Raw genomic sequence first — 12,387 nt, forward strand, 5'->3', positions numbered from 1 at the left:
ATGCCGCTCATCCGCATCGACCTGATCGAGGGCCGCTCCGACCAGCAGATCACCGCACTCGGTGACGCGCTGATGCGCACCCTCGTCGAGGTCTACGGCCTCCCGGAGCGTGACCGCTTCCAGATCGTCACCGAGCACAGGCCCGGCCGGCTCACCGCCCTGGACGTCGGACTCGGCATCGAGAGGTCTGAGCAGATCGTCATCATCCAGATCTTCACCCAGACCGGACGCAACACTGAGGAGAAGCAGGCGTTCTTCGCCGCCCTCGCCGCCGCGCTGGACGCGATCGGCATCGACGGCGCCGACCTCGTCATCGGCTTCATCGAGAACACCGCGGCCGACTGGTCCTTCGGTTTCGGCCGAGCGCAATACATCACCGGCGAGCTCGCGGCGCCCGGGAGCGCTTGACGGTGAGGCTCGGCGGAGGAGCGCTGCCGGCGTACCTGCGGTGAGGGCGTGAGCCTCAGAGTGCGGTGAGCCGATCGAAACGCGGGAGTATTTCGGCGCTGTCGCGCGGAACGACAGTGAATCCCAGCCGCTCCAGCTCTGCCACGGCGGTCATCGGATCGTCGGACACCGCGGCTGCGAGTTGACGCTTGCGCCACCGAAGGCGACCCTCGTGAAGGGCGGCGCCCGCGCCACTGATGGTGTCGATACCGAATTCGATGATCACGGCTCCTAGGCTGACCCGATGAGTTCCCCGGCGCCGACCCGCCCATTCGTGGGTGTAGCGCGCATCGCCGTCGGTGCAGCCGCCGTCGCGGTGATCCTCCACACCTACGCGCTGAGCATTGCGGTCGGCGACCCGAATCCGTTCGACTACTTCGGCTACTTCACGAACCAGACCAGCCTGCTCGCGAGCGCGGTGCTGATCGTCGCCGGATCGGTCGCGCTCGCTCGCCGTCCGACGCCCGTGTGGCTGAGCTACGTCCGCGGCGCGGCGACGGCCTACTCGATCGTCGTCGCCGTGATCTACAACACCCTCGTTCCCGGTACCGGGACGGCCCCGCCCTGGGTCAGCGCCGTCCTGCACGTGGTGCTCCCCGCGCTCGTCCTCCTTGACTGGATCGTCGTCAACGACCGCGGGCCGCTCTCCTGGCGCCGGCTGTGGGTCGTCCTGCCCTACCCGATCGTCTGGGTCGTCGTCGTGCTCGTCCGCGGGGCGACCGACGGGTGGGTGCCGTACGGCTTCCTTCTCCCCGAGAACGGCGTGCCGTCGCTCGTCCTGCACGTCGCCGGGCTGACCGGCGCGGTGATCCTCGCGGGCGCGCTCGTCTGGGCGCTGAGCCGACGCCGCAGATCGGGTGGTTGACGTCCTGTTCTCCGTCGCCGTGGATCATGAGGCGTGCTGATTCCCGACGTCGGGCGCGTCACCTCTCGTGCGTCGCGGCTCGGCCGCGGCGGGCTCTGATCACGCGCGACACGAGATCGATGACCAGCAACCCCGACATCAGTTCAGTCTCGCGAACCCGAGCGCCTTGTGCGCGTCCCGTATGGGGATCGTCGAGCGATCACCTGAACGCCGATTCGTGGACCGACGCACGCCGCATCGCGACGGCGGGACGATAGAACCCCTGGGAGCCGCCGTCTCTCACCATTCGTCGCCCAGCTTGCGGAGCCGGTTGTCCTCCGGCAGGGTCTGGCGCGAGAAGTCGTGCAGAACGTCGGACGACGCCGTTTCCTGTCCGTCGCGTTCAGCTCGTCGGATGGCCGCGAGGACGACGCATGTCACAGCCACGATCAACGCCGCAGCAGTCGTCAACGTCATCCATGTCGGCTGAACGGACGAACCATCCGAGCACAGCGGGTTCCAGAGGTACCCCTCTCCGGTCAGGCTGCCTCCGCCGCGGGTCCGGCACGTCTCGCTCGGGTCCCACATGTAGATGGAGGCAACCGCTCCCATGACGGCTGCGAGACCGCCGAAGACCAAGGCGAGAACGACGGGCGTCGCTGCACTCGGTCGCGGGGGCTCTCCAACGGTCATCGGGACATCATGCACTGCACTCCACGGGATCGATCAAGAGCCGGAACAACAGAGGCGGCTGCGAGCGCCCCGCAGGGAGGTCATCGCGCAGCGACAGAGGACTTCAGCACTTCACCGACACGCAGAATCTCGTCCGAAGGGAAGCGGAACGGGTTGAGGGAGAGCAGGTCATCCGCCGTCATCCCCGCTCTTCCCTTCCTCGTGAGGTTGGGGCGACCGGATGGAGTGGCCGCAGTTCCCTCAGGGGCCACAGCGCATTGCTCGTGGCCGGGCTCGTGGATGAGCCCAGAGAGCGCGGACGCCCTTTCGTCGTCGCGGGAGCGACGATCGCGGCTGCAGCCGTTCTCTGCGCTCCCGTGTACGACGCCGGTCTAGCCGTCCTCCGGACCGAGGTGGACGTGCCGACAGCTGCTCTCGGTGCGCCCGCCCGACGCGATGATCCCGAACAGCTGTCGAGCCAGCTCGGAACGACGCCGCAAGCGCGCATCAGCTACGGGCAGCGGTAGGTCTTCGCGAAGTCGGTTGCCGTGAACTGCCTTCCCTCGGTCATGGAGTTCAGTGACGGGCAGATGTCGTTGTTGTGCGCCGCCGCTACGAAGGGGGTCGCTGCTTGTGGGACGCAGCCGTAGTCCTGGTCGGGCTGGTCGAGGATGCGCAGCTGACCCGTCTCCCCGGCGGCGAGGTGAAGATCGGACCAGGAGCAGGACCAGGTGAGTGAGGCTCCGGTGTCGTTGGTGATGCTGACGTAGTGGGAAGGGCCATGCACTCCGAACAGCAGATCACCTACCCACAGAACCGCGGCCGCCACGACGGCTAGAGCGCCCAGCGCGATCGACAGTCTCACCGACCGTCGTTGGCGGGGTGGCGTCTGCCGGTCCGGCGAGAGCCCGCTCGGATCCCAACTGTCCAGACGTTCAACCACGGCGTCTCCCCTCAATGGGCGAGAAACGGCCTCGACCGCTGCCCAGCTCGAGTCCGCCCACGGGAGAAGAGTAGGCGTGATGCGGCTCTCACCACGAGGAGCAACCGGCTCGCGACCGAGAGCGTCCGCAAGGCGATCGTTCACAGACGCATTGCGGGACTGGCGATGTTCGTTCGTGAAGTTCGAGACGAAACGGTGCTCTGAGGGCATTCACTACTGAGGGGGGGTGATGTCGGATGGTCGGTGCTGCTGAGGTGACGCTGGTGGATCGTCTTCGCGGCGGTGACCCGTCGGCGCTGGACGTTCTCTTCCGGATGCACGGCCGCGCGGTCTACCGGGCCGCGGGAAGCTTCCTCGCGGACGCCGGTCATGCCGAGGACGTCGCGCAGGAGAACTTCTTCCTGCTCTGGCAGCGCCGCTCGGGCGTGCGCATCGTGGGGGAGTCGGTGCTGCCCTGGCTGCTGGTCACGGTGCGCAACCTCAGCTTCTCGACCAATCGCCGCGAGCAGCGCCGACGCCACCTGCCCCTCTCCGACGACACCGCCTCTCGCGGCGTCGACGCGGAGGCGAGCGAGCGGCTGCTGGACGTGCGACGTCTGGTCGATCAGATGAGCGCGACGGACCGCGCGATCTGGACGGCGTGCATCGAGGACGACCTCAGCTACAGCGATGCCGCGCGTTCCCTCGGCCTGTCCCACGGGACGGTCCGCAATCGCCTCTCGCGGGCACGGGCATCGGTGACGAGAGCCCTGACGGAACGGACAGAGGACCATGGATAGTCGTGACCTGAGCGATGAGCAGCTCGAGCGCATCAGCGCACGCCTCGCGCACCGCATCCGCCGCCGCCGACGTCTTCGCCAGGCCGCGGCGGTGACGCTCGCCGGCATCGCGGGCGCGGTCCTCAGCGCGGCAGTCCTCACGGCGGTGACGACGGAGCGCGGCACTCCGGTCGCAGCGCCCGTCACCTGCTGGGAACAGGACGGGCAGGGCGTTGCCCTGTCGGGCGAGATCCAGACGCCCGCGAAGCAATCCACTGCGTCGCTCGCCGCGGCGTGCGCTGCGCTCGCGGGCACCAACGGAGACGGAACGGACGCCGCCTTGTTCTCCCTCGCAGGAACCCAGGTGTGCCAGGAGGGCGGCCGGATCGAGATCTTCACGGGACTGACCACCGCGGTCGACTGCACCAACCCGCCCGCGACGCGGACCGGAGTCGACCAGTGACCTTCCGACGCACGAAAACACTCGCCCTCACCATCCTCTGCCTCTCCGCGGCGCTCCTCGTCAGTGGATGCGCGACGAGCGCCGGCAGCCCCGGTTCCCCACCGACGACGCAGATACCCGGTGAGCTGCTCAGCGCCGAGGACGCGACCAGGTCCGTCTACGAGACCACCTCGGTCGTCGGTGACCAGGGATCAGGCGGATGGCTGCTCGATCACCCCGTCAGCCTTCGCATCACCGGCACCGACGGCCGGTCGCAGCTCAGCGTCGACGGTCCCTGCAACACGCTCACCTACGACCTCCAGTCCGCCGGCCTGCAGACCTCCGTATGGGTCGTCACCGGAGGCCCCGCGACGATGTACGTCGGCTGCCTCGACGCCGCCGGTGAACGAGAGCAGTGGCTCATGGACGTGCTGGGCGCCGAGGACGTCAGCCTCACCCAGACCTCCACGACGATGCGCATCCGCTCCGGCCCCGTCACCATCGACGCCACCGCCAGCCCGACCCCCATCTCCACCGAGACGCCTGCCGAACCAACGGAGACCCCTGCATCCACCGTCCCGACGGAGGGCCCACCGGGCACCCCCATCGCCACCGCCGCCTCTGAGGGCCCGATGGTCGACGTACAGAAGCTGACGAACCCGGCGCTCGACCTCGCCAACGGTCTCGGAATCCGTCTCTCGATGCTCAGCGCGGAGGAGAAGAAGCAGTATCCGATCTACGCGGTCAGAGCCACGTACAAGGAGCTCGCCGCGTACGACCCCGCTCTCGCGGACCACTACTGGGTCGCACCGGACGAGCCAGTGTGGGCGCTGACCGTGCACGCGCCGGCGGAGAAAACGGACGTGCCCTACGGCTTCGACCTCCATCGGGTGGACGTCTTCACCGCCGTCTACGACGGGATCAGCGGCGAGCTCCTGACGTCACAGGGCGATGTCGACCTCGCGTCTCTCGGTGCGCCCGGCGAGCTGATCACTGCCGGATAGATCCGTAGTCACCGTGCCTGGAGGGGATCGTCCTACGGGCGTTCGAGTTCGGACAGTCGACGGTCGTAGTCGGCCAGCTCGTTCCGCATCTGCTCGATCGACCTCGGCGTGAAGCGCCTCACCTGCAAGTCGAGGATCGCGTCGGCCACCACGTCACTGACCTCGAACTCTGCGGCGACGGCTGCCCTCTCGTCGTCGCGACCTCCCGACACGTTCGCGCAGACCCGAAACAGCTTCTCGGGGTTCTCGACAGCTCTGATGAAGGCGTTGACGATCTCGGTCCGTGTCTCAAGGTTCTGACGTTCGTGGTCGTCGTCCATGCGGTCACCGTACCGGCCCGAAGCGACCTGCCTCCGGGCACTCATCGCATCACCTACTGACGTGAGCGAGCCATCCCGTATGGGGATCGTGCGCCGGACGGATTCGCTAGTGGTCCTCGCTCGCCTGTCCTTCTGTATCAGCGAGGAAGGTAGCGGCGAGTCGAACGACCTTCTGGCGGTATCGCTCGCCGGCTCCGATGCCTCGTGCGTCGAGCTCGTCATCGATGTCGACAAGCGGCTGCGCAGCTGACGGTCCGTCGTGGCCGATGCGGTCGTGCACCCAGGAGGAGAAGTAGCGAGGATCCCAGTCCCCGTCGAGGAGCCGACGGCAGGCGACGCGCAGCGCGAGAAGCGGGATCTCGTCACCGTCTCGATCCAGCGGCCGCGCTCCCGCTTCGATGAGTGCCACCGAGCTGAGGTCGAAGACGTCGGCGGGAGTGGCGCTGGAGTAAAGAGAGGCGAGTGCGATGAGGGACACGCCGTCACTCCCCGCTGCGAGAAGGTTCGCCGCCAGAGCGATCACATCTCTGGGCTGGACCAGCCCGAAGAAGAGAGCGGCTGTCGCTTCGCGCAGGGTCGCGATCGAAGAGGCGTCACAGTCTTCTCCATCGACCCGAATCTGGCCCGCTCCGACCAGTCGATCGCTGCAGCCCTGCCCTGCCATTGCGGCAGCGGCATCAGCGCGACTCAACACATCGATCGGAACCGGTCGGTGACAAATCGGTCCGCTACTGAACCCATGCTCAAGCTCGTAGACGCACTCCGAGCACACGGGGCTGCCGACCAGGCCGGCGTCCGCGAGGTGCTCCGCCCAGGGGTGCGAGCACTCACCACAGACCTCAGCGAGCAGAAGTCGGAACCGGGCGGGGCGCGAACGGCGAGCGTCAGCTCGCCGGCGCCACTGCGAGAGGCCGACCATCACGTGAGCGTAGCGAGCGCGCCACCAAGCAATCGCGCGCATCGCCTCATCCGCATCGCCTCTGGCGTCCCGTTTGGGGATCGTTCACCGGTACACGCAGACGCGACACCGAGCGGCTGTCAATTCTCTCGGCCTCCTGCACAACTCATGGCGACGTCGCGGCACTCGTGCAGACGACCGTGGAGATTCAGATGCTCGGGGACATCTGCACAACAGGTACAGGCTCGGCACTCGTCGCCTTTCGAGCGACCGCTGGGGACGATCAGGAATCGAGTGGTGGAGACCCCGCTCGGGCATGACGCTCGAGCGGGGTCGTGATCAGCTGTGCCGCCTTCAGTTCTGTCCGCCGCTGACGAGGAGTTCGCCGCCGCTGACCCAGCGTGCGAGCGGGCCGACGAAGAACTCGACCGCGTCGGCCACGTCATCGACCGAGCCCATCCTTGATCCGAGGGGGCTGGCGGTCTGCACCAGCGTGCGGAGCGGGTCATCATCGGACGTGGCGGCGAAGTACCCGGCGCCGTCCGTCGCGCTGGCGATGATGGTGTTGACGGTCACGCCACGCCCCCCGACCTCCTGAGCGAGCACCCCGGTGAGGTACCCGCCGACCAGCTTGCTCGACGCGTAGAGCCCGAACCCTGCGGCGGGTCGCAGTACGGAACCTGATCCGATGTAGAGGATCGTTCCGCCCCGGTTCACCGTGCGTGCTGCCTGCTGGAGCGTGAAGAACGCACCCTTGGCGTTGACGCCGAACATCCGGTCGTACTCCGCTTCGGTGACGTCGACGATCGGTCCGCCGGTTTCATCGATACCGGCGTTCGCCACGACGACGTCGACACCTCCGAACTGCGCTAACGCTGAGGTGAACAGCGAGTCGACCTGCTTCGGATCCGACACGTCGGCCTGGACAGCCACGGCGCTGGAGCCGGCTGCCGTGATGGCGGCGACGGTGTCTGCTGCTCCTGCTGCGTCGCGTGAGTAGTTCACGACGACGCTGGCGCCGAGGAGGCCGAGTCGGAGTGCGATCGCTTGCCCGATCCCTCGGCTGGCCCCGGTGACGACCGCCACCTGGCTGCTGAGGTCCGTCCAGGAGGGTCCGCTACCGCGGGTCGAGCCGTTGTCGGTGGTTGTGTCGGTCATGTGCGTTCCCCCTGCCTCAGGCGCCGGCGCCGCCGTCGACGGGCACGATGGCGCCCGTCACGGCTGAGGCGCGGTCGCTCAGGAGGAAACCGGCGACTTCGGCGACTTCGAGGGCGGTCGCCATGCGGCCGATGGGGCTGGCTGCGTTGTTCGCGTCGATGATGCCCGGCGTCTTCTCCTCCCACTCGTCCATCATCTCCGTCGCGGTTCCGCCCGGCGTGATCCCGTTGACGCGGATGCCCTCCCCGGCCCAGGTCACCGCCGCGGTCTCGGTGATGCTGTTCAGTGCTCGCTTCATCGCCCCGTACGCGGGTAGGGGCGGAACTGCGCGGCGACTGCCGATGCTGGAGGTGTTGACGATCGCACCTCCTCCGGACTTCCTCATGAGGGCTGCTTCGGCAAGCATCGCGACCCAGTGAGCACGGAAGTTCACCGCGAACTGCTCGTCGATGTCATCGTCGGAAGTGGTGTCGAGGGGACCGACGTTCTGCTGGTTCACGCCGCCGTTGTTGAAGGCGCCGTCGAGGCGTCCGTGGAGCTCCTCGACGTGGTCCACGGCGGCGCGGATGCTCGCCCGGTCAGCGAGGTCCATGGCGACGGCATCAGCCGTGCCGCCCTGACCGCGGATCTCGTCGACGATCGAGCCGAGCGCTCTCGTGTTGCGGGCCGCCAGCACGACAGAAGCACCCTCGCCGGCGAAGAGGCGAGCCGCTGCGGCGCCGATGCCACGGCTGGCTCCGGTGATGAAGATGACTTTGCCGGTCAGCAGGCCGATCGGTGTGGATTCGTTGGTGTGTGTCATACGAACACCGTCGCCGCCCGAAGAATCCGCATCCAGGTACAAACGGTACGAGGATCCATCGCCGGCTCAGGCGCACACTGGGGAGCATGGACAAGGGTGAGCTTGCAGCGTTCCTCCGAAGTCGCCGCGAGCGTCTTCGGCCGGAGGACGTCGGATTACCGTCGGGACCACGCCGCAGAACACCGGGACTGCGCCGGGAGGAGATCGCCGTTCTCGCGCACATCTCCACCGAGTACTACGCCCGTCTCGAACAGGGCCGCGCTCCTCGACCCTCGGACGTCGTCCTCGGTGGTATCGCAGGTGCTCTCCGTCTCACGTCCGAGGAGTCCGACCACCTGCACCGGCTCGCCGGCACCGCTCCGACCCCGTCGGGCTTGCACCGTCGCGACGTTCGACCGAGCGTCCTCGCGCTCCTCGAACGACTCCCGCACACCGCCGGCATCGTCCTGTCCGCCACCTTCGAGGTGCTCGCGTGGAACGATCTCGCAGCAGCCCTCATGGAGGACTTCTCGTTGCTGCCGCCGCGCGACCGCAACCTCGCGAGGAAGACCTTCCTCGCCGCAGAGCAGCCACCGGAAGCGATCTACGGCATCTCGGACGAGATCGCGTTCCAGGAGGGCGTCGTCACGCAGCTCCGCAGCGCTCACGCCACGTACCCCTCGGACCCCGTCGTCGCGGAACTGATCGAGGACCTCCTTGCCGGCAGCGCCGAGTTCGCACGGCTCTGGAGACGGCACGACGTTCAGACGCCGCCACCGCTGCGGAAGACGTTCCGCCGCACACCGGTGGGGGCGATCACCGTCGACTGCGACTCCCTCGCCATCACCGAACGCGACCAGCACCTCGTGCTCTACACCGCACCGGCAGGCTCACGCGACGCCGAGAACCTCGCTCTGCTGGAGGTTCTCGGCGCCGAGCCGCTCACCGCCCGGCGTGACCTCTGAAGAACGAACCCATCGCAAGTGCTGCTGACGTCGACGGCACGACCCGACGCAGAAGTGTGCGCGCGCGATGATCTCGATACGCGGTGGCGGCGCAACAGGCGAGCGGGAGGCGAGATGCTTGTCGACCTCGAAAATTGACATCCACTCGAGAGATCTCGTACCCGTCTCGTCCAGCGATCGGGCGTGCGTCGACGTTATCCCAGTCGTCCCGTAAGAGGATGGCTGAACGGGTCGCTCTTCAGCGCTGCCGCCGCGTGTCTCAATGGTTGCGTTCCTGGCGTGGTGCGGTTGGTTCACTTCTCCCAGGTGAACAGAAGCTCTCCGGCGTTCTGGGCCGCGGCCGGGAGTAGGACGGCGAGTTCGATCGCGATGATCGCGGCTGCTACGAGCCAGGTCCAGCCGAGCACGCGGGACCCTGAGCGCAGACACCGCCATCCCTGTGCAACGAAGCCAAGGGCCGCGATGCCGACGCAGACGACACCTGACCATCGAGCGAAGGCGGTCATCTGCGTGTCGAGCACTGCGCCACCCCACACGATCATCGAGGCAACGACGGCCAGGCCGACTGCGGCGAGCCAGAGGACGAACGCAGCGAATTCGAGCCGGTCTCGCGGCGGCGGCGCTTGGTAGGGGTGTTCTTCATTGAACCGCGCGCGATAGTGCTCGACCAGAGCGAGCAGCTCGAGGGCTTCTTGGGGAAGATCGCGAGACGGCAGGGAGAGCAAGTCGGGCAGATCGCGATCGCGAAGGCCTGCCCCTGCCAGCAGGCGAGCAGCCCTGTCTCGCTCGAAGTCCGTAGTCTCGCCATCCAAAGCGAGTCCCCAGCGTCCTGCTTGATCGGGAGCGCCGAGTTCGCGGTATCTCGCGATCAGCGCGAGCCGCACCGCCGGATCGGAGGGGGAGCGGCGTACCTGAGCCTTCAAAAGTTCAAGAGCAGCCGCTCGGCGGCCCGCTTGCCATAGCTGGTCAGCGCGCTCTACCGTCGCCGCTTCGTCCATGAGCACATCGTTGCACCTTGCTCTCGCTCGGCCCGGACGTAACCCCCAAGCCCATCGTCTCGTTTGGGGATCGCTCACCGATACACGCGATTCGTCGCCGTCGGAACGATCGGCAGTTTCTTCGCGCGAAGGATGGTCGCGAGGAGCCAGCCGAGGAGGGAGGCGATGCCTGCCGTGACGGCGTGTTGAGTGATGAGGCTCGCGGAGGAGGGCCAGGTCGCGTTTCCGGACGCGAGTACCAACGCGGTGGAGACGGCGCCGCCGATCACGAGTCCCAGGCCCAGGAACGCGGCCGCCTGCCCGACGCGCGGGAAGCGGCGTGTCCGCCGGTCGAGCCAGAGACTCGAGGGAAGCCACAGAAGTGCGCCCGCGACAGCGAATGCAGCTGCGGTGCCCGCGAGGATTCCTACTGCGGACCCGCCCGATACATCCCAGCTACCCGCACTCGGCAGCAGCGCGACGACCGCAACGGTCGGCCACGCCAGAACACCCCATGCCAGTTCTCGTGCTCCCATGAGCATCAGGATCCGGCACGTCGGTGAACGCACCATGAATCAGAACCGTTCAGCACGCCAGCGAGCCGCGAGTCAATCAGACGTGTCTAGGACGGGTCCACCGCGGGGAGCGGCACGTGAAGGTCGGACGCCGTGAGCGGAGCTTGGGCCAGCCGTCGGCTGAGCGCGTCGCCCTCCGCCGTGAGTGAGGCGATCGTGGGACGGTCCAGGCGTGGGTCCGCTATGTCGCTGAACGGACTCTCCGTGCCGGTGCGCGCGGACACGAGAGCCGCGTACCTCGATGCAGCGCTCTTCACTTCGGCCGCGGCGCTTTCGATCCGGCCGCGTCGGCTCTTCTTTCCGGAGGTGAGCTCGGCGTGCTTCTCGAGCGCCTCACCGAGCTTGCGGTGGGCTGCTTCGATCTTCTTCGACATGCGCTCATCCTTTCGCGCCGTCCCCTCCACGTTACTCCGGGTGTCCGCCAGGGGTCGGTGCCTGCGACGCGGAGGTGACCCGGCTGCCCCAGTGCGCTCCTGCCGTTCACTCGCCGGTCCGAGAGTGATGCTGTGCAGACGCTGTCGCTCAAGAGATCCGTCGTGATCGCGAGCGCCATCACTCCTCGCCCTCGTCGCGGGCGTTGTCCTCGACGGATTCACGTTGGCGTGCAACGAGTCCCTTCCGCCTCAGTGCACGGCGTTCCATGTCGCGTGGCCGGCGCTGTTCTCTGTCGCCCTCGCAACCCTCGTTCTCCTGGTCGTGGCGATGCGCCTCAGCACGCCCTCGCGCGCTCGATGGCAGTGGCTGATGCTCGGCTCGGGTGCCGTCGGCGCCGTGACCAGCTGGGTTCTGGCTCTGCGTACCGCCGTGATCGTCGGTTGAGCAGCACACGGCACGACTACACGAGCAGGTGTTCCGCAAAGGGATGGTTTACCGGTCGCAGGGGCGACGCCTCACATTGGCGGCTACTGTCCGGCGATCATCGCGAGGGAGGGCGCCCGGCCCTTCTCGATGTGGGTGAAGGCGATCGACTCGGCGAGGCGGTCGTTGCCGGCGCGGATCGCGTCGAGGAGGCCGTGGTGCTCGTCGGACTGCTGGCGCTGGTCGCGTGCGCTGGTGAGGTAGAACAGCCACGTCATCCGCCCAGTGACGGCGCGCATCAGCGAGGAGAGCAGGGCGCTGCCGGCGACTTCGACGATTGCCTCGTGCACGACGGTCGAGGTCTCGGCGACCTCGAGCCAGTCCTCGCTGTCGAGGGCGCGGTGCTCCGCGTCGATCGCGTCGAGCAGCGGTTGCAGTGACGCACCGGCGGCGACGGCCTGTGCGGCCAGCCGCGCGGCGAGGGTCTCGAGGCTGAGTCGGACGTCGAAGAGTTCGACGACGTCCTCGATGCTCCACTGGGCGACGCGGGTGGAGCGGCGTGGGAGCATCCGCACGAAGCCCTCGTTGGCCAGCTGCGGCACGGCCTCGCGCACCGGCAGTCGTGAGACGTGCAGCTCGGCGGCCAGTGAGGCCTCGACGAGCCGCGATCCCTGCGAGTGCTGGCCGAGGATGATCTGCCGGCGCAGCGTCCGGTAGGTCTGGCTGGCGAGCGACTCCTCGGTGCTGGCGAGTGTCATGACGGTCCTCCTCGCGACGCCGGTGCGACCATTCAACACGCTCGACC

18 protein-coding genes are annotated in these 12,387 nt (G+C 67.7%); 7 read left to right on the forward strand and 11 right to left on the reverse strand.

Going from position 1 to position 12,387, the window contains the following annotated elements:
• Positions 1-408, forward strand: a complete 408-nt coding sequence (locus tag C5C59_RS05155; RefSeq protein ID WP_104238920.1) for a tautomerase family protein — start codon at positions 1-3, stop codon at positions 406-408.
• Positions 409-463: 55 nt separating this feature from the next.
• Here C5C59_RS05155 and C5C59_RS05160 read toward each other — a convergent pair whose 3' ends face one another.
• Positions 464-673: a hypothetical protein gene (locus C5C59_RS05160; RefSeq protein ID WP_104238919.1), complete on the reverse strand. Its 210-nt coding sequence runs from the start codon at positions 671-673 to the stop codon at positions 464-466.
• Between the two features lie 18 nt (positions 674-691).
• On the opposite strand from C5C59_RS05160, the gene C5C59_RS05165 reads away from it, so the two are divergent.
• Positions 692-1,312, forward strand: coding sequence for a Pr6Pr family membrane protein (locus C5C59_RS05165; protein WP_104238918.1), 621 nt, complete (start codon positions 692-694; stop codon positions 1,310-1,312).
• A gap of 279 nt (positions 1,313-1,591) precedes the next feature.
• On the opposite strand, the gene C5C59_RS17170 is transcribed toward C5C59_RS05165, so the two are convergent.
• Both C5C59_RS17170 and C5C59_RS05175 read right to left on the reverse strand, forming a co-directional pair.
• Positions 1,592-1,768, reverse strand: a complete 177-nt coding sequence (locus C5C59_RS17170; RefSeq protein WP_181134828.1) for a hypothetical protein — start codon at positions 1,766-1,768, stop codon at positions 1,592-1,594.
• 706 nt (positions 1,769-2,474) lie between these two features.
• Positions 2,475-2,750 (reverse strand): hypothetical protein, encoded by a 276-nt coding sequence (locus C5C59_RS05175; protein ID WP_146076568.1) that lies wholly within the window; start codon positions 2,748-2,750, stop codon positions 2,475-2,477.
• 410 nt (positions 2,751-3,160) lie between these two features.
• Between C5C59_RS05175 and C5C59_RS05180 the strand changes: the two genes are divergently transcribed.
• From C5C59_RS05180 to C5C59_RS05190, 3 genes are read left to right on the forward strand one after another with little or no spacing between them, the layout of a single operon-like run.
• A complete protein-coding gene (locus C5C59_RS05180; protein WP_181134829.1) occupies positions 3,161-3,685 on the forward strand; it encodes an RNA polymerase sigma factor in 525 nt (174 codons plus the stop codon).
• On the forward strand, positions 3,678-4,127 hold the full coding sequence (locus tag C5C59_RS05185) for a hypothetical protein (protein ID WP_104238914.1): 450 nt from the start codon (positions 3,678-3,680) through the stop codon (positions 4,125-4,127). The genes C5C59_RS05180 and C5C59_RS05185 overlap by 8 nt, the downstream gene beginning before the upstream one ends.
• Positions 4,124-5,110, forward strand: a complete 987-nt coding sequence (locus C5C59_RS05190) for a hypothetical protein (protein ID WP_104238913.1) — start codon at positions 4,124-4,126, stop codon at positions 5,108-5,110. The genes C5C59_RS05185 and C5C59_RS05190 overlap by 4 nt, the downstream gene beginning before the upstream one ends.
• A 32-nt stretch (positions 5,111-5,142) precedes the next feature.
• On the opposite strand, the gene C5C59_RS17175 is transcribed toward C5C59_RS05190, so the two are convergent.
• The 4 genes from C5C59_RS17175 to C5C59_RS05210 form a co-directional block, all read right to left on the reverse strand.
• Positions 5,143-5,430, reverse strand: coding sequence for a DNA gyrase subunit A (locus C5C59_RS17175; protein ID WP_181133431.1), 288 nt, complete (start codon positions 5,428-5,430; stop codon positions 5,143-5,145).
• A gap of 106 nt (positions 5,431-5,536) precedes the next feature.
• Positions 5,537-6,094: a hypothetical protein gene (locus C5C59_RS05200; RefSeq protein WP_146083119.1), complete on the reverse strand. Its 558-nt coding sequence runs from the start codon at positions 6,092-6,094 to the stop codon at positions 5,537-5,539.
• A 588-nt stretch (positions 6,095-6,682) separates the two neighbouring features.
• Complete coding sequence (locus C5C59_RS05205) at positions 6,683-7,414, reverse strand: SDR family oxidoreductase (protein ID WP_219812474.1); 732 nt, start codon at positions 7,412-7,414, stop codon at positions 6,683-6,685.
• A gap of 88 nt (positions 7,415-7,502) precedes the next feature.
• Positions 7,503-8,330, reverse strand: a complete 828-nt coding sequence (locus C5C59_RS05210; RefSeq protein ID WP_258062599.1) for an SDR family NAD(P)-dependent oxidoreductase — start codon at positions 8,328-8,330, stop codon at positions 7,503-7,505.
• Between the two features lie 44 nt (positions 8,331-8,374).
• On the opposite strand from C5C59_RS05210, the gene C5C59_RS05215 reads away from it, so the two are divergent.
• Positions 8,375-9,232: a helix-turn-helix transcriptional regulator gene (locus C5C59_RS05215; RefSeq protein ID WP_104238908.1), complete on the forward strand. Its 858-nt coding sequence runs from the start codon at positions 8,375-8,377 to the stop codon at positions 9,230-9,232.
• A gap of 293 nt (positions 9,233-9,525) precedes the next feature.
• On the opposite strand, the gene C5C59_RS16995 is transcribed toward C5C59_RS05215, so the two are convergent.
• The 3 genes from C5C59_RS16995 to C5C59_RS05235 form a co-directional block, all read right to left on the reverse strand.
• Positions 9,526-10,230, reverse strand: coding sequence for a hypothetical protein (locus C5C59_RS16995; protein ID WP_146082850.1), 705 nt, complete (start codon positions 10,228-10,230; stop codon positions 9,526-9,528).
• A 74-nt stretch (positions 10,231-10,304) separates the two neighbouring features.
• Positions 10,305-10,781 carry a hypothetical protein gene (locus C5C59_RS05230; RefSeq protein WP_146082849.1) on the reverse strand — a complete coding sequence of 159 codons (477 nt, stop codon included), beginning with the start codon at positions 10,779-10,781 and terminating at the stop codon, positions 10,305-10,307.
• 50 nt (positions 10,782-10,831) lie between these two features.
• Complete coding sequence (locus C5C59_RS05235) at positions 10,832-11,158, reverse strand: hypothetical protein (RefSeq protein WP_104238905.1); 327 nt, start codon at positions 11,156-11,158, stop codon at positions 10,832-10,834.
• A gap of 322 nt (positions 11,159-11,480) precedes the next feature.
• On the opposite strand from C5C59_RS05235, the gene C5C59_RS17550 reads away from it, so the two are divergent.
• Positions 11,481-11,603 (forward strand): hypothetical protein, encoded by a 123-nt coding sequence (locus C5C59_RS17550; protein WP_258062600.1) that lies wholly within the window; start codon positions 11,481-11,483, stop codon positions 11,601-11,603.
• 83 nt (positions 11,604-11,686) lie between these two features.
• On the opposite strand, the gene C5C59_RS05245 is transcribed toward C5C59_RS17550, so the two are convergent.
• Positions 11,687-12,340 (reverse strand): GntR family transcriptional regulator, encoded by a 654-nt coding sequence (locus tag C5C59_RS05245; RefSeq protein ID WP_104224667.1) that lies wholly within the window; start codon positions 12,338-12,340, stop codon positions 11,687-11,689.
• Between the last annotated feature and the right edge of the window lie 47 nt (positions 12,341-12,387).

The sequence above is a fragment of the Rathayibacter sp. AY1F4 genome (assembly GCF_002931775.1).
In the GTDB taxonomy this organism is placed as follows: Bacteria; Actinomycetota; Actinomycetes; order Actinomycetales; family Microbacteriaceae; genus Rathayibacter.

Excerpts from the sequence above, each read along its gene's own strand:
- C5C59_RS17175 (WP_181133431.1), bottom strand. The coding sequence starts at position 5,430 with ATGGACGACGACCACGAACGTCAGAACCTTGAGACACGGACCGAGATC.
- C5C59_RS16995 (WP_146082850.1), bottom strand. The coding sequence starts at position 10,230 with ATGGACGAAGCGGCGACGGTAGAGCGCGCTGACCAGCTATGGCAAGCG.
- C5C59_RS17170 (WP_181134828.1), bottom strand. The coding sequence starts at position 1,768 with ATGACGTTGACGACTGCTGCGGCGTTGATCGTGGCTGTGACATGCGTC.
- C5C59_RS05235 (WP_104238905.1), bottom strand. The coding sequence starts at position 11,158 with ATGTCGAAGAAGATCGAAGCAGCCCACCGCAAGCTCGGTGAGGCGCTC.
- C5C59_RS05185 (WP_104238914.1), top strand. The coding sequence starts at position 3,678 with ATGGATAGTCGTGACCTGAGCGATGAGCAGCTCGAGCGCATCAGCGCA.
- C5C59_RS05155 (WP_104238920.1), top strand. The coding sequence starts at position 1 with ATGCCGCTCATCCGCATCGACCTGATCGAGGGCCGCTCCGACCAGCAG.
- C5C59_RS05230 (WP_146082849.1), bottom strand. The coding sequence starts at position 10,781 with ATGGTGCGTTCACCGACGTGCCGGATCCTGATGCTCATGGGAGCACGA.
- C5C59_RS05245 (WP_104224667.1), bottom strand. The coding sequence starts at position 12,340 with ATGACACTCGCCAGCACCGAGGAGTCGCTCGCCAGCCAGACCTACCGG.
- C5C59_RS05165 (WP_104238918.1), top strand. The coding sequence starts at position 692 with ATGAGTTCCCCGGCGCCGACCCGCCCATTCGTGGGTGTAGCGCGCATC.
- C5C59_RS05200 (WP_146083119.1), bottom strand. The coding sequence starts at position 6,094 with ATGGCAGGGCAGGGCTGCAGCGATCGACTGGTCGGAGCGGGCCAGATT.
- C5C59_RS05215 (WP_104238908.1), top strand. The coding sequence starts at position 8,375 with ATGGACAAGGGTGAGCTTGCAGCGTTCCTCCGAAGTCGCCGCGAGCGT.